This is a genomic window from Pseudomonas beijingensis (genome assembly GCF_030687295.1).
Classification (GTDB): Bacteria; Pseudomonadota; Gammaproteobacteria; order Pseudomonadales; family Pseudomonadaceae; genus Aquipseudomonas; species Aquipseudomonas beijingensis.
Genome location: NZ_CP117425.1, coordinates 5,102,852 through 5,121,967, shown reverse-complemented (window position 1 = coordinate 5,121,967; position 19,116 = coordinate 5,102,852). Strand labels below are relative to the sequence as shown.

Below are 19,116 nucleotides of genomic sequence, written 5' to 3'. Positions count from 1 at the left end.
GGCGAAGGGCACGGACCCTTCGCCTTTTAAAGCGTCATTACGCGCCGACCATGGTCGGCGTGACCACCTGATTGAGGTCGCCCGCGCGGGTTGGCGCGATGCCGGCCTCGAATTCAGGGCGGAAGTATTTGATCGCGCTGCCCAACGGCTCCACGGCACCCGGTGCGTGAGCACAGAAGGTCTTGCCTGGGCCGAGGAAACCCACCAGACCCAGCAGGGTCTCGATGTCGCCGGCCTGGCCTTCGCCGTTTTCAATGGCTCGCAGCAGCTTGACGCTCCACGGCAGGCCATCGCGGCAAGGGGTGCAGAAGCCGCACGACTCACGGGAGAAGAACTCTTCCATGTTGCGCAGCAACGAGACCATGTTGACGCTGTCGTCTACCGCCATGGCCAGGCCGGTGCCCATGCGGGTGCCGACCTTGGCGATGCCGCCGGCGTACATTTGGGCGTCCAGGTGTTCCGGCAACAGGAAACCGGTACCGGCGCCGCCGGGCTGCCAGCACTTGAGTTTGTAGCCGTCGCGCATGCCGCCGGCGTAGTCTTCGAACAGTTCGCGGCCAGTGACGCCGAATGGCAGTTCCCACAGGCCGGGATTCTTGACCTTGCCGGAGAAGCCCATGAGCTTGGTGCCCATATCTTCGCTGCCGTCGCGGGCCAGGGATTTGTACCAGTCCACGCCGTCGGCGATGATCGCCGGTACGTTGCACAGGGTCTCGACGTTGTTCACGCAGGTCGGTTTGCCCCACACGCCGACGGCGGCAGGGAAGGGCGGCTTGGAACGTGGGTTGGCGCGTCGGCCTTCGAGGGAGTTGATCAGCGCGGTTTCTTCACCGCAGATGTAGCGCCCGGCGCCGGTGTGGACGAACAGCTCGAAATCAAAACCGGAGCCCAGGATGTTCTTGCCCAACAGGCCGGCGGCCTTGGCTTCTTCCACGGCACGGTTCAGGTGCTTGGCGGCGGTGGTGTATTCGCCGCGCAGGAAGATGTAGCCACGGTAGGTCTTCAGCGCACGGGCGCTGATCAGCATGCCTTCGATCAGCAGATGGGGCAGTTGCTCCATCAGCATGCGGTCCTTCCAGGTGTTGGGTTCCATTTCATCCGCGTTGCACAGCAGGTAGCGGATGTTGATGGATTCGTCCTTGGGCATCAGGCCCCACTTCACGCCGGTGGGGAAGCCCGCACCGCCGCGACCCTTGAGACCGGAGTCTTTCACGGTCTGGACGATGTCGTCGCCGGCCATGTCGGCGAAGGCCTTGCGCGCGGCGGCGTAGCCGTTCTTGGCCTGGTACTCGTCCAGCCACACCGCTTCGCCGTCGTCACGCAGACGCCAGGTCAGGGGGTGGGTTTCGGCCGAACGCTGGATGCGGTTGGCGGGCCCGAAGGAAGTCAGGGTCATACGTAGCCCTCCAGCAGTTTGGCGACGCCGTCAGGCTGGACGTCACCGAAGGTGTCGTCGTCGATCATCAGCGCCGGTGCCTTGTCGCAGTTGCCCAGGCAGCACACCGGCAGCAGGGTGAAGCGGCCGTCGGCGGTGGTTTGGCCCAGGCCGATGCCCAGCTTGCCTTGGATCTCGCTGACGACAGATTCGTGGCCGCCGATGTAGCAGACCATGCTGTCGCAGACACGAATGATGTGACGGCCTACTGGCTGGCGGAAAAACTGGCTGTAGAAAGTGGCGACGCCTTCGACGTCGCTGGCCGGGATGCCGAGGATCTCGCCGATGGCGTAGAGCGCGCCGTCGGGCACCCAGCCACGTTCCTTCTGGACGATCTTCAGGGCTTCGATCGACGCCGCGCGCGGGTCTTCGTAGTGATGCAGCTCGTGCTCGATGGCCGAGCGCTCGGTTTCGCTCAGGGCGAAACGGTCAGTCTGGATAAGCGTGCTGTTCATGCTTAGCGGTCCACGTCGGCCATAACGAAATCGATACTACCCAGGTACGCGATCAAGTCCGCGACCATGCTGCCTTTGATCACGGAAGGGATCTGCTGCAGGTGCGGGTAGCTTGGGGTGCGAATCCGGGTGCGGTAGCTCATGGTGCCGCCATCGCTCGTCAGGTAATAACTGTTGATGCCCTTGGTCGCTTCGATCATCTGGAAGGACTCGTTGGCCGGCATGACCGGGCCCCACGAAACCTGCAGGAAGTGCGTGATCAGGGTCTCGATGTGCTGCAGCGTGCGCTCTTTGGGCGGCGGCGTGGTCAGCGGGTGATCCGCCTTGTACGGGCCTTCCGGCATGTTGCGCATGCACTGGTCGATGATCTTGATGCTCTGGCGCATTTCCTCGACGCGAACCATGCAGCGGTCGTAGGCGTCACCGTTGGCGGCCAGTGGTACTTCGAATTCGAAGTTCTCGTAGCCGGAGTAAGGACGCGCCTTGCGCAGGTCGAAGTCGCAACCGGTGGAGCGCAGGCCGGCACCGGTGACGCCCCATTCCAGGGCTTCCTTGGTGTTGTAGGCGGCGACCCCGATGGTACGACCCTTGAGGATGCTGTTCTGCAGGGCGGCCTTGGTGTATTCGTCCAGGCGCTTGGGCATCCACTCGACGAAGTCCTTGACCAGCTTTTCCCAGCCGCGCGGCAGGTCGTGGGCCACGCCACCGATGCGGTACCAGGCCGGGTGCAGGCGGAAACCGGTGATGGCTTCGATCACCGTGTAGGCCTTCTGACGGTCGGTGAAGGTGAAGAACACCGGGGTCATGGCGCCGACGTCCTGGATGTAGGTACCCAGGAACAGCAGGTGGCTGGTGATACGGAAGAACTCGGCCATCATGATGCGGATGACGTCGACCTTCTCCGGGACCTTGATCCCGGCCAGTTTCTCCACCGACAGCACGTACGGCAGGTTGTTCATCACGCCGCCGAGGTAGTCGATACGGTCGGTGTACGGGATGAAGCTGTGCCAGGACTGGCGCTCGGCCATTTTCTCGGCGCCACGGTGGTGGTAGCCGATGTCCGGCACGCAGTCGACGATCTCTTCGCCGTCCAGCTGCAGGATGATGCGGAACGCACCGTGGGCCGAAGGGTGGTTCGGGCCCAGGTTGAGGAACATGTAGTCCTCGTTGGCGCCCGAGCGCTTCATGCCCCAGTCTTCAGGCTTGAAGCGCGCGGCTTCTTCCTCGAGTTGTTGCTTGGCCAGGGACAGGCTGAACGGGTCGAACTCGGTGGCACGGGCCGGGAAGTCCTTGCGCAGCGGGTGACCTTCCCAGGTCGGCGGCATCATGATGCGGGTCAGGTGCGGGTGGCCGGGAAAGTCGATCCCGTACATGTCCCACACTTCACGCTCGTACCAGTTGGCGTTCGGCCAGATGCCGGTCACGGTCGGTACGCTGAGGTCGCTCTCGGACAAGGCGACCTTGATCATCACGTCACTATTACGTTCGATCGACATCAGGTGATAGAACACGGTGAAGTCGACGCCGTCGGGCAGCCCTTGACGCTTGGTGCGCAGGCGCTCGTCCACGCCGTGCAGGTCATAGAGCATGACGTACGGCTTGGGCAGGTTGCGCAGGAAAGTCAGGACTTCGACGAGTTTGGCGCGGGCGACCCAAAGCACCGGCATGCCGGTACGGGTCGGCTGGGCGGTGAACGCCTCGGGGCCAAAACGGTTGTTCAGTTCGACGACCACATCCTGGTCGTCTGCCTTGTAAGGCGGGATGTACAGAGCACTGCCTGTAGTCATGGTTATTTATCGCTTTCGGTCAACGTAAAGAATGAAGCCAGGTTCTCGTTTCTTGTACAGAAGCAGAGCTGGATCAGACTTCGTCGGGGCTGCGCAGGTTGGTGACTGCGATACGCTGTTCGCGGCGCTGTTCCTTTTGCGAGGGCATCTCGGCGCGATAGACGCCTTGATCGCCAACGACCCAGGACAGAGGGCGACGCTCCTGGCCAATCGACTCCTGCAACAGCATCAAGCCTTGCAGGAACGCTTCAGGGCGAGGGGGGCAGCCGGGCACGTAGACGTCCACGGGCAGGAACTTGTCCACCCCTTGAACGACAGAGTAGATGTCGTACATGCCACCGGAGTTGGCGCACGACCCCATGGAGATGACCCACTTGGGCTCGAGCATTTGCTCGTAGAGACGCTGGATGATCGGCGCCATCTTGATGAAGCAGGTACCGGCGATAACCATGAAATCCGCCTGGCGCGGCGAAGCCCGGATCACCTCGGCGCCAAAGCGCGCGATGTCGTGGGGCGCCGTGAAGGCGGTGGTCATTTCCACGTAGCAGCACGAAAGGCCGAAGTTGTACGGCCACAGGGAGTTCTTGCGACCCCAGTTGACCGTGCTGTTCAGCACGTCTTCGAGCTTGCCCATGAAGATGTTTTTGTGGACTTGATCTTCTAACGGATCGGCGACGGTTTCCCGTTCGCCAATCGGATACTGCTCGTTAGGAGCATCGGGGTCGATCCTGGTGAGATTGTATTGCATTGCCAAAGCCTCATTGTTTCAGCTTCGCTTGCCGCTTGCGCCGAGCTTCCGGAGCCCAATCAAGTGCCCCCACCCGGTAAAGGTAGACAAGACCTGCCAACAGAATTGCTATGAAAACGAGAGCTTCGACGAATCCGGTCCAGCCGCTTTCGCGGACGGACACAGACCATGCAAAGAGAAAGAGGGCTTCGATATCGAAGATCACGAACAGCATCGCGACCAGATAGAATTTGGCTGAGAGCCGCAAGCGGGCGCCACCGGTAGGCAGCATGCCGGACTCGAACGGTTCATTTTTGCTGCGGCCCCAGGCTTTTGACCCAAGCAGGCTCGAAACGCCGAGCATGAAAGCACACAGGCCAACAACGCCCAGAAGGAAAATGGCAAAGCCCCAATTGTGGGCCATGAGTCCTGTCGCTTCGGACATGCTGGAAATCCTTAACAGAGAGCAAAGGTCTCTGAGCTTGAATGAAATAACGCAGTGACGATATGTCGCAGCAATCAATCGCGGTGATTTTATGGCTAAACACCGGGCAAGTAAAATTCCTATAGCGAAATTATTTATTGGAATAAGGACATAGCGCTCCCCCAGGCCCCTGCGGCCCCGGCCCCGTGGGCGTTGGCCGGCTATTGATCAATAATATTTCGTGCGGATGTAACAATGATAATGACTTCCAAATGATAATTATTGTTATCTGTGGCGGCTTTTCTGCGCTGCACTTAGTGTTGTGTCTTAAGGGCTGTCTTACATCGCCGCTACTGCAATTGTCAGCGCCGCACGTTTTACTCCTTTTCGGACTGCCCAATACTGCGTTCGATCAATTTTTCTATCCATGCGCCGAAGTTTTGTGGGGAAGGTCTTGATGAAGGTTGGATTGGCATGAGGGCTGCTCCTGTGGGAACCAAAGCTTGCTCGCGATGCCGGCAAAGCGGTCCCGAGGCAGACTGCCTTATCGTTCATCGCGGCCAAGCCTGGCTCCCACAGGTGCAGCCTTGCTCTTACAGAGTAGGTCGCTTCAAAAAAAACGGGTGAAAAAACCAAGGGTCGTCAGCTCAATGTCGAACGGTCAAGTCAACCACAGAACCTGTGGCCAAGGGATTCGCGTTTAGGCGACACCCGCCTTGCGAGCAAAAATCGGCACGAGGCCAGGCTTAAAGCCTTGAAGGATTGATGGCAAATAGCTATCTTTGCGGCTCATTCATCTAATCATATATATCAATATTGATTGGATTCTCGCCCCTTCTCAGATAAACCGCGTCAGTTTTCATCGTTCGCGGCTGATAACCAAAGGAATGTCATGAACTCTTGGATCGCGAATATGAGCGTTATGCTCAAGCTGGCTTTGGGTTTTGCCGTTGTGCTGATTCTGACCGCTATCCTCGCCGCGACAGGCTGGTTCAGCCTGGGAAAAATGATCGAGCGTACGGATCGAATGACCAGCATTACCGAACTCGGCAACCGTCTCGATCACTTGCGCAGGGCTCGCTTGCAATACCAGCTGGACAGGGGCGATGAACAAAAGGGGGCAATGATCCAGGCGTCGCTGGAGCAGTTTGTCGCCAAGCAAAAAAGCCTCGCGAACGAGTTGAGAAAACCTGAAAACCAGAAAAAACTTGCGCTGATCGAGCAGGCCAGCACGCAGTATCAAGTGGCGCTGAATACGATGCGCGAGGCTTATCGCAATGACGCAGCCATGCGCAAGGAGATGGGCGTCAATGCGGTCAAGGGCGCTGCGCTGATTGCCAAGGTCATCAGTGACGTAGAAGCGATGCCCGCTTCGGATGAGCGCCGCTTTGACCTTTATAAGCTAATCCTCAAGGCCAAAGAGGACGTGGCGCTGGTGCGTTATGAAGTGCGTGGCTATACCGGCAACCCCAACAGCACCACCGAACAAGCCGCCACCCGCCAGCTCGAAAATGCGCTCAAGAGCATCGAAGCCCTCAACAACGCTTTCGGCTCGACCTATGCCGACACCATCCAGCAGCTGGAAACCGCGCTGACTGCTTACCGCCGTTCGGTGCAGGACTTCACTGCCAGCAATCAGGCCATTGGCAAGGCCGTGCAGGACACTGTCGATTTGGGTGAAACCATCACTCGTCTGTCTGACGAAATGTATGCCAGCCAACTGGTCTCCCGGGATGAAGACAGCGCCCAGGCTCGCATCCTGCAGCTGAGTTGTACGGCCTTGGCGATGTTGTTGGGGATTTTTGCCGCCTTGATCATCACCCGCCAGATTACACGGCCGTTGCAGGACACATTGGCTGTGGTCGATCGCATTGCAGCAGGCGACCTCACGCAACACATGATCGTGACCCGTCGTGATGAGCTGGGTGCCTTGCAGCAGGGTATTCAACGCATGGGCATCACCTTGCGCGATCTGATCGGTGGCATCCGCGATGGCGTCACCCAAATCGCCAGTGCCGCCGAAGAGCTATCGGCTGTCACTGAGCAGACCAGTGCCGGGGTCAATAGTCAGAAGACCGAGACCGATCAGGTGGCGACTGCCATGCACGAAATGTCGGTCACCGTGCATGAAGTCGCGCGTAATGCCGAACAAGCTCGCGCAGCCGCATCGGAGGCCGATGCACAGGCCCGTATTGGCGACCAAGTGGTCGCGCAAGCCATCGTTCAGATTGAGCGCTTGGCCAGCGAGGTCGGGCGCTCGGTCGAGGCCATGAACGAGCTGGAACAAGAAAGCGGGCGCATCGGCAAGATCATGGACGTGATCAGGGCGGTGGCTGAGCAGACCAACTTGCTGGCCCTTAACGCCGCCATTGAGGCCGCTCGCGCGGGTGACGCCGGGCGCGGTTTTGCCGTGGTCGCCGACGAAGTACGCGGGTTGGCCCAGCGTACCCAGCATTCCACCGAAGAGATTGAAAGCCTGGTGGCGGGCTTGCAGAACGGCACGCGCCAGGTATCGACTATCATGCAAAATAGCCGCGAGCTGACCGACAGCAGCGTGGCGTTGGCATCCAAAGCCGGCACATCTCTGGGTAGCATCACCCAGGCGGTTTCTGGCATTCAGGCCATGAACCAACAGATTGCTGCCGCCGCGGTGCAACAAAGCTCGGTGGCCGAGGAAATCAGCCGCAGTATCCTGAGCGTGCGCGATGTATCCGAGCAGACCGCCTCAGCCAGCGAAGAAACCGCAGCCTCCAGCATCGAGCTGGCGCGCCTGGGCAACCAGTTGCAGCAGTTGGTCAGTCATTTCAAGGTGTAAAAAGCGAACCGGGTAAAGGCGGCAAAAAAAAGCCCCGAACCAGTCGGGGCGTCAGATCGTCGGCTTTGCGGTTAGCTTTTATTCGGTCCGCAAGGGCCGTTTACCTCAAGGATCAGTGGAACTGTTCTTCTTCGGTGGAGCCGGTCAGTGCGGTCACCGACGAAGTGCCACCCTGGATCACGGTGGTCATGTCGTCGAAGTAGCCGGTGCCCACTTCCTGCTGGTGAGCCACGAAGGTGTAGCCCTTGGCGGCGTCAGCGAACTCCTGCTCTTGCAGTTTCACGTAGGCGGTCATGTCGTTGCGGGCGTAGTCGTGCGCCAGGTTGAACATGCTGTGCCACATGTTGTGAATGCCGGCCAGGGTGATGAACTGGTGCTTGTAGCCCATGGCGGACAGTTCGCGCTGGAACTTGGCGATGGTCGCGTCGTCCAGGTTTTTCTTCCAGTTGAAGGAAGGCGAGCAGTTGTACGACAGCAGTTGGTCCGGGTATTCCTTTTTGATCGCTTCGGCGAAGCGACGGGCTTCGTCCAGGTCCGGCTTGGCGGTTTCGCACCAGATCAGATCGGCGTACGGCGCGTAGGCCAGGCCACGGGCGATGGCCTGGTCGAGGCCGGCGCGCACCTTGTAGAAGCCTTCCTGGGTGCGGGTACCGGTCACGAACGGCTGGTCGTACGGGTCGCAGTCGGAAGTCAGCAGGTCGGCGGCGTTGGCGTCGGTACGGGCCAGGATGATGGTCGGTACACCGGCAACGTCGGCGGCCAGGCGAGCAGCGGTCAGCTTCTGCACGGCTTCCTGGGTTGGAACCAGTACCTTGCCGCCCATGTGGCCGCATTTCTTCACCGAAGCCAGTTGGTCTTCGAAGTGAACGCCGGCGGCGCCTGCTTCGATCATGCTCTTCATCAGCTCGTAGGCGTTCAGGACACCACCGAAACCAGCTTCGGCGTCAGCCACGATCGGCGCGAAGTAGTCGATGTAGCCTTCGTCGCCCGGGTTCTTGCCGGCTTTCCACTGGATCTGGTCGGCGCGACGGAACGAGTTGTTGATGCGCTTGACCACGGTTGGAACCGAATCCACCGGGTACAGCGACTGGTCGGGGTACATCGATTCGGCGGAGTTGTTGTCCGCGGCCACTTGCCAGCCCGACAGGTAGATCGCCTGGATGCCGGCCTTGACTTGCTGCACAGCCTGGCCGCCGGTCAGGGCGCCCATGCAGTTGACGAAATCTTTCTCGGGACGGAAGGCTGGCTTGGCGCCCTGGGTGACCAGGTTCCACAGCTTCTCGGCGCCCATTTTCGCAAAGGTGTGCTCAGGTTGAACCGAGCCACGCAGACGGACGACGTCAGCAGCGGAATAATTGCGCTTCACGCCTTTCCAGCGCGGGTTTTCAGCCCAGTCTTTTTCAAGGGCTGCAATTTGCTGTTCGCGTGTCAGTGCCATGGAGATAAACCTCGTCGCATAGGTCTTGGTGGAAAATTCCTGCTCCTGCCGACCAGGGGTTGGCGTACAAGTCGGTTCAGGCGGGGCGGCGACGGGAAGAACGATGGGCTCGAGGGGAAAGTGAGCAGGTAGGGGCGAACTGCGGGCGCATTCGGGCGTCGTGGGCCTTGATACGAACTCAGAGTGATGCCGGGTTACCTAGTTACGCTTCCGTCCCTCGGGACAACTTCGTTCCAGTCGCAACCTCGTCAAACACACCTTGTGGGCGGTACAGACACGAATCGGCTCGCAGGGTAGTTGCAAGCGTCGACCCGAAGGCCCTTGCCAGGGCCCCTGATTAGCGGGAGCGAGGCCATCATGCCTTCGGTTTTTTGGCTCGTCAAACGTTTTGTAGTGCTTTTTTTATAGCACTACATCTTTGGTCTAATACGACTCATCAGTCAGTTTTTGGTGCTTCAGTTCAGGGTGTCGACCTTGACCCGCAAAATCATGTCATCGCGGCCCTGGGTCGAGTAGCTGCGGGTCAGGCCTTGTTTGTCGGCCTGAGTCTGGCGATTCACGCCGGCCAGGGTGATCCATTCGCCCAGGCGTCCGCTGACAGTTGTGTCGGTACTCTGAACGTTCACTACATCTGGACGTTCCTGGCTCATACGGTCACGGTTGGTACTGATGCTCAGATGAACGGTCTCGCCGGTGACGCTGGCCGTGACATAGAAACCTTGGGTGACGTTGCGGTATTCGGTCTGGCTTTGCATGCGCCCGTAGTTGTCGGTCTGGTTGCTGGTGAACGGCACGCTCTGGCCCACCTGGATCAGCGCTGGCTGGCCCTCGCTGGCCTGCACCTGCTGCACGCCGCCGTCACGGCTGGCGGTGCTGCGGTTGATGATGCGGGTCTGGCTGGGGGCTGCACCGTTGACCGAGTAACCCTGGTTGCCCTGCAGGTTGTTTTCGTTGGTGTCGACCGTGATCAGCAGGCGCTTGGGGGCGGTGTCCAGTTGGGCGAGGAATTGCCGGAGTTCTTCGATCTTGCCCGGATCGGCATTGACGATCAGTTGGTTGCCGTAGGCGCTGACCTGGCCGTCCTTGCCGATGAAATTCTGTGCCACCGGCAACAGGTCGGCGCTGGTGCGGTAGTTCAGCGGCACGATTTGCGTGTCCGCCATGACCGACAGGCTGCAGCCGAGCAGCAGGGTGGTCAGCAGGGTGCGTAAGGACATGTCCATTTCTCCGCGAGACAAAGGCTTGATATTGCCAGTTTGTCGGCCTGGGGTGGGGCAAGTTGAATGGTAGACGGCAAAACGCCCCGGCATCGGAGGATGGCGGGGCGTTTTGTGGTGTTCTTCAGGGCCTCATCGCGAGCAAGCTCGCTCCCACATTGGAATAGTGATGTACACGAAATCTCTGTTCACCGCAGGTCCCTGTGGGAGCGAGCTTGCTCGCGATGGCTGCGCTGCGGTGTCAGGCCGAATGGCGAACCATGTCCACATGAGGAATTCCGGCTTCCAGGAACTCCTCGCTGACCACCGCAAACCCCAACCGCTCATAGAACGGCGTGGCATGCACCTGGGCGCTGAGCATCTGCTGCTGGAGCCCACGCTTCTCGGCTTCTGCGATCACCGCATGCATCAGCGCATCGCCCACCTTCAGGCCGCGCCAGTCCTTGAGGACCGAGACTCGGCCGATGTGGCCGTCGGTCAATAGACGAGCGGTGCCAATGGGAAAATCGCCTTCGAACGCCAGGAAATGCACTGCGCTCTGGTCATCGGCATCCCATTCCAGCTCGGGCGGAACGGACTGCTCGGCGATGAACACGGTCTCACGAATGCGCCGGATCTCGGCGTTATCCTTTTGCCAGTCTGCGACACGAACGTGAATTTTATTCATCGGCGAACCCCAGGCTGCCTTGCTTGACCAGCTCGCAGACCAGGCCGCGACCGTCTTCGTCGGCCAACCACGGGCCAAGGTTCTCGATGTGCAGGGCGTCGGCGGCACAGATCATCTTCAGCAATTCGCGCAGCTTGCCCGGCAGGTAACGGCTCTGGCCGCTGGCGAACAGCAGCAGGTCATCATCGACTTCCGACCAGGCAAGGCGCGCGCTCGGGTTGCGGATGATCACGGCGCCTTGTTCCAGGCTGGCCAGCAGGTCGTCTTCTTCCAGTTCCGGGCCCACCACCAGTTCCGGGTAGCGCGGCTCGGTCATGAACTGGCCGAACCAGGTCAGCAGCAGGCGTTCGTCGCTCATGTGCTCGGCCAGCAGGCCCTTGAGGCGGTCGAGGGCGTCGTGCTGGATCTGGTGCGGGTCGGCCACCGGGCGCGCGTCGGCATCGGTGTAGCGTTCTTCGTCCGGCAGGAACTGGCTGAGGAAGTCGGTGAAGTGGGTCAGCACTTCGGCGGCGCTCGGCGCGCGGAAGCCTACCGAGTAGGTCATGCAGTCGTCCACGGCCACGCCGCAGTGCGCCAGGCGCGGCGGCAGGTAGAGCATGTCGCCCGGTTCAAGGACCCACTCGTCGGTGGCTTCGAAGTCGGCGAGGATGCGCAGGTCTGCGTGCTGCAGCAGCGGGCTTTCGGAGTCGCACATCTGGCCGATCTTCCAGTTGCGCTGGCCATGGCCCTGCAGCAGGAACACGTCATAGTTATCGAAATGCGGACCCACGCTGCCACCCGGGGCGGCGAAGCTGATCATCACATCGTCGATGCGCCAGCTCGGCAGGAAACGGAAGTTCTCCAGCAGTTCGCTGACTTCCGGCACGAACTGGTCGACCGCCTGCACCAGCAGGGTCCACTCGCGCTCCGGCAACTTGCTGAATTCGTCTTCGGCGAATGGGCCGCGACGCAGTTCCCAGGGACGCTCGCCGTGCTCGATCACCAGGCGCGATTCGACTTCTTCTTCCAAGGCCAGGCCAGCCAGTTCATCGGCATCGATCGGGCTTTGGAAGTCAGGAATCGCCTGACGGATCAGCAGGGGTTTTTTCTGCCAGTAGTCGCGCAGGAACTCCCGTGCCGTGATGCCGCCCAGGAGTTGCAGAGGAATATCAGGATTCATGTGTAACCTATTGAAAAAATATACTTTTCAGACGCGAATAAAAACGCCCGGCGCGGCCGGGCGTCTCAAAGGTAAAGCCGTGGATCAGATGCGCTTGGCTTGTGCCGCCGCGTTGCCGATGTAGCTGGCCGGCGTGAGCTTCTTCAGCTCCGCCTTGGCCTCGGCAGGCATGTCCAGGCCATCGATGAAAGTCTGCAGCGCTTCAGGGCTGATGCCCTTGCCACGGGTCAGCTCTTTCAGCTTTTCATACGGGTTTTCGATGTTGTAGCGACGCATCACGGTCTGGATCGGCTCGGCCAGGACTTCCCAGCAGGCGTCCAGGTCGGCGGCGATCTTCTGCTCGTTCAGTTCCAGCTTGCTGATGCCCTTGAGGCTGGCTTCGTAGGCAATGACGCTATGGGCAAAGCCCACGCCCAGGTTGCGCAGCACCGTGGAGTCGGTCAGGTCACGCTGCCAGCGGGAGATCGGCAGTTTGCTCGCCAGGTGCTGGAACAGCGCGTTGGCGATGCCCAGGTTGCCTTCGGAGTTTTCGAAGTCGATCGGGTTGACCTTGTGCGGCATGGTCGAGGAACCGATTTCGCCGGCGATGGTGCGCTGCTTGAAGTAACCCAGGGAGATGTAGCCCCAGATGTCACGGTCGAAGTCGATCAGGATGGTGTTGAAACGGGCGATTGCATCGAACAGCTCGGCGATGTAGTCGTGCGGTTCGATCTGGGTGGTGTACGGGTTGAAGCTCAGGCCCAGCTCGTCTTCGATGAAGGCGCGGGCATTGGCTTCCCAGTCGATGTCCGGGTAGGCCGACAGGTGGGCGTTGTAGTTGCCCACGGCGCCGTTGATCTTGCCCAGCAGCGGCACGGCGGCCACCTGGGCGATCTGGCGCTCCAGGCGATAGACCACGTTCGCCAGCTCCTTGCCCAGGGTGGTCGGCGATGCCGGTTGACCGTGGGTGCGCGACAGCATCGGCACGTCGGCGAAGCGGATCGCCAGTTCGCGGATGGCCTGGGCGGTCTGGCGCATCAGGGGCAGCATCACTTCATCACGGCCTTCGCGCAGCATCAGGGCGTGGGACAGGTTGTTGATGTCCTCGCTGGTGCAGGCAAAGTGGATGAACTCGCTGACATTGGCCAGCTCCGGCAGCTTGGCCGCCTGCTCCTTGAGCAGGTATTCGATGGCCTTGACGTCGTGGTTGGTGGTGCGCTCGATCTCTTTGACGCGCTCGGCGTGTTCCAGCACGAAGTTTTCGGCCAGGGCGTTCAACACCGCGTTGGCTTCGGCCGAGAACGCCGGCACTTCGCCGATGGCAGGGTGGGCGGCCAGGCGCTGGAGCCAGCGCACTTCAACCAGGACGCGGGCACGGATCAGGCCGTACTCGCTGAAAATCGGGCGCAGGGCCTGGGTTTTGCCGGCGTAGCGGCCGTCAACAGGGGAAACCGCAGTGAGCGAAGAGAGCTGCATAGGGTGTTCTCGGACAGTCGGGCAACGAAATGGGGCGCGTATCATACATGAAAACAATCGCCGGTCCGTCGCCAACTGACCGGCGTGTTACGCGTAACAAGCTAAAAAATGGGTTGAGGCGACTTATTCGTTGCGCATCAACGGGTAAAGCTCTTTCAGCAATTTGCGTCGGCTGATCACCAGTTGCCAGCGATGGCCACCCAACTGCCGCCACAGCCGTGCCGAGCGAATCCCGGCCAGCAGCAGGGCGCGGATCTTCGAGGCATTGCTCGGCTGTTGCAGGTTGCGCATGTCGCCATGCACCTGGATGCGCTGGCGCAAGGTGCTCAGGGTGTCCTGGTACAGCGAACCGCAGGCCGCGACGACGTTTTCGTGAGCCGGGCCGAAGTGCTCGACCTGGGACTGGATCTGCGGCAAGCGTTTGCCGATGGTCTCCAGCAGGTCGTCGCGCTTGGCCAACTGGCGCTCAAGGCCCAGCATCGACAGGGCATAGCGCAGCGGCTCGCGTTGCAAGGCGCTGGGATCGCGCTCCAAGGCGCCGATCAGCGCACGATAGCCTTCGCGCAGGTTCAGGTCGTCGCCGCCATAGACTTCCAGTGTGTCCTTGGGGTCGCGAACCAGCAGGCTGCCGAGCATGCAGGCCACGCCCGCTTCGGTGGCCTGGCCGGTCTTGGCGATCCTGTCCACCAGCACGGCGGCGAGAAACACGCCGCCCAATGCCGTCAGTTGTTCCTGGATGGGGTTCATGCCTTGCTGCTCCAGGGCTCTGCGACTTCGATCACGCCGCCGCCCAGGCAGATGTCGCCGTCGTAGAACACCACCGACTGGCCGGGTGTGACCGCCCGCTGCGGGTCGTCGAAGGTGGCACGGTAGCCTGTGGCGGTTTTTTCCAGGGTGCAGGGCTGGTCGCTCTGGCGGTAGCGAACCTTGGCCGTCAGGCGGCGTGGTTCGCTGAGGTCGACCGGGTTGACCCAGTAGATGTCGGAGGCGAGCAGGGCACGGGAAAACAGCCAGGGATGGTCGTTGCCCTGGCCGACGATCAGCTCGTTGTGTTCCAGGTCCTTGACCAGCACGTACCACGGCTCTTCCCCAGCGTCTTTCAGCCCACCGATGCCCAGGCCCTGGCGCTGGCCGATGGTGTGGTACATCAGACCATGGTGACGGCCGATGACTTCACCTTCGGTGGTCTTGATCTCGCCTGGCTGGGCTGGCAGGTATTGCTTGAGGAAATCGCTGAAACGGCGCTCGCCAATGAAGCAGATCCCGGTGGAATCCTTCTTTTTGGCGGTGGCGAGCTGGTGTTTCTCCGCAATTGCGCGCACTTCGGGCTTTTCCAGTTCACCTACCGGGAACAGTGTCTTGGCGATCTGCTCGCCGCCGACGGCATGCAGGAAGTAGCTCTGGTCCTTGTTTGGGTCCAGGCCCTTGAGCAGTTCGGTGCGGCCGTCGATGTCGCGACGGCGCACGTAGTGGCCGGTGGCGATTAGGTCGGCGCCGAGCATCATGGCGTAGTCGAGGAACGCCTTGAACTTGATTTCGCGGTTGCAGAGGATGTCCGGGTTCGGCGTGCGCCCGGCCTTGTATTCGGCCAGGAAGTGCTCGAACACGTTGTCCCAGTACTCGGCGGCGAAGTTGGCGGTGTGCAGCTTGATGCCGATCTTGTCGCACACGGCCTGGGCGTCCGCCAGGTCATCCATGGCGGTGCAGTATTCGGTTCCGTCGTCTTCTTCCCAGTTCTTCATGAACAGGCCTTCCACCTCATAACCCTGCTCGATCAGCAGAAGGGCGGAAACGGAAGAGTCCACGCCGCCGGACATGCCGACAATGACGCGCTTCTTGGGTGTGTCAGAAGGGGCTGGATCACGCATAGGAATTCAATGAGTGTCTTGAAAAAGGACGCGATTCTATCAGGCCCGGGCGCGCAAGGCTAAAGAGAAGGACGGATCAGCGTCAGACTGTGGTGGTGGCCGTCCAGATAATCGTCGATGCAGCGGATGATCAGCTCGCTGCGCCAGTGCTCGCGCTGTTCGAGCAGTTCGTCGCGGCTCAGCCATCTGGCGCCCAGGATGCCGTCGTCCAGTTGATACTCAGGGTGGTGTTTCAAGGCCTTGGCGGCGAAACAGACCCGCTGGTACGTCACGCCGTTGCTGGGGGCGGTGTACAGATAAATGCCCACCACGCCGGTGGGCTCGACGTCCCAGCCGGTTTCTTCCAGGGTTTCGCGCACGGCGGCTTCGATCAGCGTTTCGTTGGGGTCCAGGTGTCCGGCGGGCTGGTTGAGCACCGCGCGTCCGCCTTTGGATTCTTCCACCATCAGGAAGCGGCCGTGGTCTTCGACGATGGTGGCGACGGTGATGTGGGGTTGCCAGTCCATGGGGTTCTCTATTTTCAGATTGGAATATGGGCCACTGTGGGAGCGAGCTTGCTCGCGATGGCGGTGGATCAGTCGATATTAAATGAACGATGGATCGCCGTCCCGAGCAAGGGCCCCTACAGGCAATTACGTCCTCCTTTTCAGCGAGGCTGGTCTTGAACGTAAATTGCAGTAGCCCTTCGCAGGCCTGTGCGGGTTCTGATCATCCTTAAAGAGCAATGCATATCGCATTCGGAAATGGTTTGTTGCTGAGTGAGAAGTCTCGGATGTCACAAAGCTTGCTCGTAAATGATTCGATTGTCATGGTGACCTGTTTTTTTGATGCGTCGTGGTCAAATTTGACGATGGCGGTTGCCTCCGAAAATCCATTTTTTATCGTCAGGGTTGTGACTCCTGGTGGATAACCCTTTTCCGGTGTGAGGTAGCAGTCGGTAGATGCCCCAGCTCGTTTGTCAACTTTGTGCATTTCACCTGGAGGGAACTCTTGGTATACATCGCAGCCCGAGAAATAGAGGTTGACATTGAATAGCAGCGAGAATTTATCTGTGTTTTTGATAACGACTTGTGAGGCCTTTTTTTGCGGAGCAGGATGCACGGGGTCGTTTGAAGCATATTGAAGGACCTGATCGTAAGTCTGGGCCTCGAGTCGCCTGTTGGTCTTATCTGTCTTTCGGTCGGCCTTTGTACCTGGCTCACGCATTTCAAGCTGAATTTTCATGGAGAAGTCATCGAAAATCCAAGGATTGGCCGTGACGCTAGCACCTGGAGAATTGGTTGAATAGGTGACCTGGTTTCCAAATTTGTTCAAATTGAATCTGTATTCGGCATGTGCGCTTTTAAATAGAAGCTCCTGGGAAGCTGTGATGTAGTTGTATCTCTGTCCGTGGTCGTTGTGGCGAACATCTGTAGAGCAGTAAAGGGTATACGTATCGGTGAATTCATCTATTTTAGGATATTCAAAAGGCTCGCCCTGGCCCTCTCTCTTGTATAGGGCGGGAGCGCCTAGCAGCTGTTGATTGTCGATATTTGCAATGCTGAAAGGCATTTGAGCGGTCATAGTAATTTGCGCATTCTTCTTCACAATGTGGACCCTCAGTGTATGAGCTGGGTGCTGAGTTTTAAGCATGTGTTGCTCGCTGAAAAACTCAAACCCTGGACAAGGATTGCTATCGCTACGTAGCGGATTCAGCAACCCGGTTTCGCTCCGCTTGAGGTCGCTACATCTTTAGGTAATCAGGATGACACCTGATCCGACGCTCTCTCGTTCTCTTGCCGAGACATCCCGCATCCCAAAAGGCTGAAAGGAGCGTGTTTGGGTCACGCCGGGGCCTTCAATCTTCATGGTCTATTTCATGCGCCTTCAGTGAAGAGGGCGTACTTAGAACGATGCTGTCAAGCCTAGGCTGCCTCCTGATTCTGTCAAGCTGATGCCGCGCACAGGAACAATGCCCCTATCTTGCTATGCGTTGGCCGCCACCCGTCTGCCGTTGCATCCACGTCATCTGAAAACGGCCTTGGTCCTCAGCGAGGGGGGCGGTAATGTGGGATTGCCAGTTCATGGGGGCCTTTATTTCTCAGATTGGAATTGGGCCATTGTGGGAGCGAGCTTGCTCGCGATAGCGGTGGGTCAGTCGATAATGAATGACCACTCGCCGTCCCGAGCAAGTCCCGCAGGCGGGTGCAAGATCCGGAGATCCTTAAAGCGCGATACATATCGCATTGGGAAAGTATTGTTCGAGGTATGAAAAGTCTCGGATGTCACACAGTCTGCTGGTGAACGATTTGATGGTCACGGTTACCTGTTTATTGAATGTGTCGTGATCGAACTCGACGACAGCCGTTGCTTCCGAGAACCCGTCTTTTATAGTAAGAATTGTGATGCCAGGGGGATAGCCCTTGTCCGGTGTGAGGTAGTAATCGGTGGCCGCGCTGGGATTGCCCTCGCCGTGTCGGTCAACCTTTTTTATTTTTTCTGGCGGATATTCTTGGTATACATCGCAGCCCGAAAAATAGATATTTACATTGGATAAAAAAGAAAATCTATCCGTGTCTGCGATAACGATTTGTGACACCTTTTTTTTAGGAGCGGGATGCACAGGGTCCCCTGTAGAACATTGAATGATCTGACCGTTGAGCTGAACTTCGTACTCCCTGTTGGACTCATCTATTTTATGGTCGACGGGATCATCTGATTTACGCATCGTAAGTTCAATCACGCGTAGAAAATCATCGAAGATCCAATAAAAAGCTTCGACGGAGGCGCCCGGTGAGCTGGTTGAGTAGGTGACTTGGTTTCCGAATTTGTTCGCATTGAATCTGTATTCGGCAGATGCGCTTTTAAACAGTAATTCATGGGAGGCGGTGGCGTAGCTGTATCTCTGGCCATGGTCATTGGTGCGAACATCTGTAGAGTATCTTCCACCCGAAGAGCTAAGCTTATTTATTTCGCGATATGCAAAGGGTTCGTTGTCGCGATCTCTAGCATATAGGGTTGGGGAAACTGTCAGCTCCAGAAAGCTCCAGTTCCCAATAGAGAAGTGCCGTTGAGCAGGTATGGTTACTTGCGCTTTTTTTTCCATTACGTGTTTCCTCAATGTACGCGAGTCAGGTGATGAGTTGTCAGCGCTTGTTGTTCGTTGAAAAAACTCAAACCTTGTTCACGGATTGCTATCGCTACGTAGGCGATTTCAGCAACCCGGTTTCGCTCCACTTGAGGTCGACACTGCTGCAGGCCCTTCCAGTTTCAGAATGACACCTGATCCGACGCTCTCTCGTTCTCTTGCCGAGACATCCCGCATCCCAAAAGGTGAAAGGAGCGTGTTTGGGTCACGCCGGGGCCTTCAGCCTTCATGGTCTATTTCATGCGCCTTCAGTGAAGAGGGCGTACTTAGAACGATGCCATTGAGCCTAGGCTGCCTCCTGACGCTGTCAAGCAGTCTCTCTAACGCACGGTCCGTGGACAGCAAGTGTCCTCGATTCAATAGTCAAGCACGGTCAACTGTGGGAGCGAGCTTGCTCGCGATAGCGGTGGGTCAGTCAATATCAATGTTGAATGCTACATCGCTATCGCGAGCAAGCTCGCTCCCACAGGGTCGGGTTCTGTCTGATGAATGGTGTAAATGCCAGAAACACAAACCCCGGCACAAGGCCGGGGTTCGTGGTG

16 protein-coding genes and 1 pseudogene are annotated in these 19,116 nt (G+C 58.9%); 2 read left to right on the top strand and 15 right to left on the bottom strand.

From position 1 onward, the window contains the following. Positions 1-37 precede the first annotated feature (37 nt). From nuoF to PSH84_RS22755, 5 genes are all read right to left on the bottom strand, one after another. Positions 38-1,396 carry an NADH-quinone oxidoreductase subunit NuoF gene (gene nuoF, locus PSH84_RS22775; RefSeq protein ID WP_122568502.1) on the bottom strand — a complete coding sequence of 453 codons (1,359 nt, stop codon included), beginning with the start codon at positions 1,394-1,396 and terminating at the stop codon, positions 38-40. Continuing rightward, entirely contained in the window at positions 1,393-1,890 is a 498-nt protein-coding gene (gene nuoE / locus PSH84_RS22770) for an NADH-quinone oxidoreductase subunit NuoE (protein ID WP_305481837.1), read from the bottom strand. The genes nuoF and nuoE overlap by 4 nt, the downstream gene beginning before the upstream one ends. Before the next feature lie 2 nt (positions 1,891-1,892). After that, positions 1,893-3,677, bottom strand: coding sequence for an NADH-quinone oxidoreductase subunit C/D (nuoC, locus tag PSH84_RS22765; protein ID WP_057450016.1), 1,785 nt, complete (start codon positions 3,675-3,677; stop codon positions 1,893-1,895). Between the two features lie 73 nt (positions 3,678-3,750). After that, on the bottom strand, positions 3,751-4,425 hold the full coding sequence (locus PSH84_RS22760) for a NuoB/complex I 20 kDa subunit family protein (RefSeq protein WP_003180065.1): 675 nt from the start codon (positions 4,423-4,425) through the stop codon (positions 3,751-3,753). A gap of 10 nt (positions 4,426-4,435) precedes the next feature. After that, positions 4,436-4,849: an NADH-quinone oxidoreductase subunit A gene (locus PSH84_RS22755; protein ID WP_003203367.1), complete on the bottom strand. Its 414-nt coding sequence runs from the start codon at positions 4,847-4,849 to the stop codon at positions 4,436-4,438. A gap of 871 nt (positions 4,850-5,720) precedes the next feature. Here PSH84_RS22755 and PSH84_RS29090 point away from each other — a divergent pair. Beyond that, a pseudogene (locus PSH84_RS29090) lies at positions 5,721-6,737 on the top strand (methyl-accepting chemotaxis protein); the annotation flags it as partial. Beyond that, positions 6,726-7,643, top strand: coding sequence for a methyl-accepting chemotaxis protein (locus PSH84_RS29085; protein ID WP_439653613.1), 918 nt, complete (start codon positions 6,726-6,728; stop codon positions 7,641-7,643). The pseudogene PSH84_RS29090 and the gene PSH84_RS29085, both read left to right, overlap by 12 nt. Before the next feature lie 112 nt (positions 7,644-7,755). On the opposite strand, the gene aceA is transcribed toward PSH84_RS29085, so the two are convergent. The 10 genes from aceA to PSH84_RS22700 all read right to left on the bottom strand — a co-directional run bounded on the left by aceA (position 7,756) and on the right by PSH84_RS22700 (position 18,532). After that, the gene (gene aceA / locus PSH84_RS22745) at positions 7,756-9,081 is read right to left on the bottom strand and encodes an isocitrate lyase (RefSeq protein WP_014337679.1); all 1,326 of its coding nucleotides are present in this window, start codon (positions 9,079-9,081) and stop codon (positions 7,756-7,758) included. A 455-nt stretch (positions 9,082-9,536) separates the two neighbouring features. After that, positions 9,537-10,298, bottom strand: coding sequence for a secretin N-terminal domain-containing protein (locus PSH84_RS22740; RefSeq protein ID WP_122568504.1), 762 nt, complete (start codon positions 10,296-10,298; stop codon positions 9,537-9,539). A 241-nt stretch (positions 10,299-10,539) separates the two neighbouring features. After that, complete coding sequence (locus PSH84_RS22735) at positions 10,540-10,965, bottom strand: GNAT family N-acetyltransferase (protein ID WP_018609216.1); 426 nt, start codon at positions 10,963-10,965, stop codon at positions 10,540-10,542. Beyond that, the gene (locus PSH84_RS22730; protein ID WP_122568505.1) at positions 10,958-12,124 is read right to left on the bottom strand and encodes a ribosomal protein uL16 3-hydroxylase; all 1,167 of its coding nucleotides are present in this window, start codon (positions 12,122-12,124) and stop codon (positions 10,958-10,960) included. Before PSH84_RS22730 ends, PSH84_RS22735 begins: the two co-directional genes overlap by 8 nt. 84 nt (positions 12,125-12,208) lie before the next feature. Continuing rightward, positions 12,209-13,579 carry an adenylosuccinate lyase gene (gene purB, locus PSH84_RS22725; protein WP_053123194.1) on the bottom strand — a complete coding sequence of 457 codons (1,371 nt, stop codon included), beginning with the start codon at positions 13,577-13,579 and terminating at the stop codon, positions 12,209-12,211. Positions 13,580-13,702: 123 nt separating this feature from the next. Continuing rightward, positions 13,703-14,326, bottom strand: a complete 624-nt coding sequence (gene hflD, locus PSH84_RS22720; RefSeq protein WP_060741554.1) for a high frequency lysogenization protein HflD — start codon at positions 14,324-14,326, stop codon at positions 13,703-13,705. Further along, positions 14,323-15,447 (bottom strand): tRNA 2-thiouridine(34) synthase MnmA, encoded by a 1,125-nt coding sequence (mnmA, locus tag PSH84_RS22715; RefSeq protein ID WP_305481835.1) that lies wholly within the window; start codon positions 15,445-15,447, stop codon positions 14,323-14,325. The genes hflD and mnmA overlap by 4 nt, the downstream gene beginning before the upstream one ends. A 59-nt stretch (positions 15,448-15,506) precedes the next feature. Then, on the bottom strand, positions 15,507-15,953 hold the full coding sequence (locus PSH84_RS22710; protein WP_122568507.1) for an NUDIX hydrolase: 447 nt from the start codon (positions 15,951-15,953) through the stop codon (positions 15,507-15,509). Positions 15,954-16,161: 208 nt separating this feature from the next. Next, on the bottom strand, positions 16,162-17,034 hold the full coding sequence (locus tag PSH84_RS22705) for a hypothetical protein (RefSeq protein ID WP_305481834.1): 873 nt from the start codon (positions 17,032-17,034) through the stop codon (positions 16,162-16,164). 616 nt (positions 17,035-17,650) lie between these two features. Then, complete coding sequence (locus PSH84_RS22700) at positions 17,651-18,532, bottom strand: hypothetical protein (protein WP_305481833.1); 882 nt, start codon at positions 18,530-18,532, stop codon at positions 17,651-17,653. Positions 18,533-19,116: the final 584 nt, after the last annotated feature.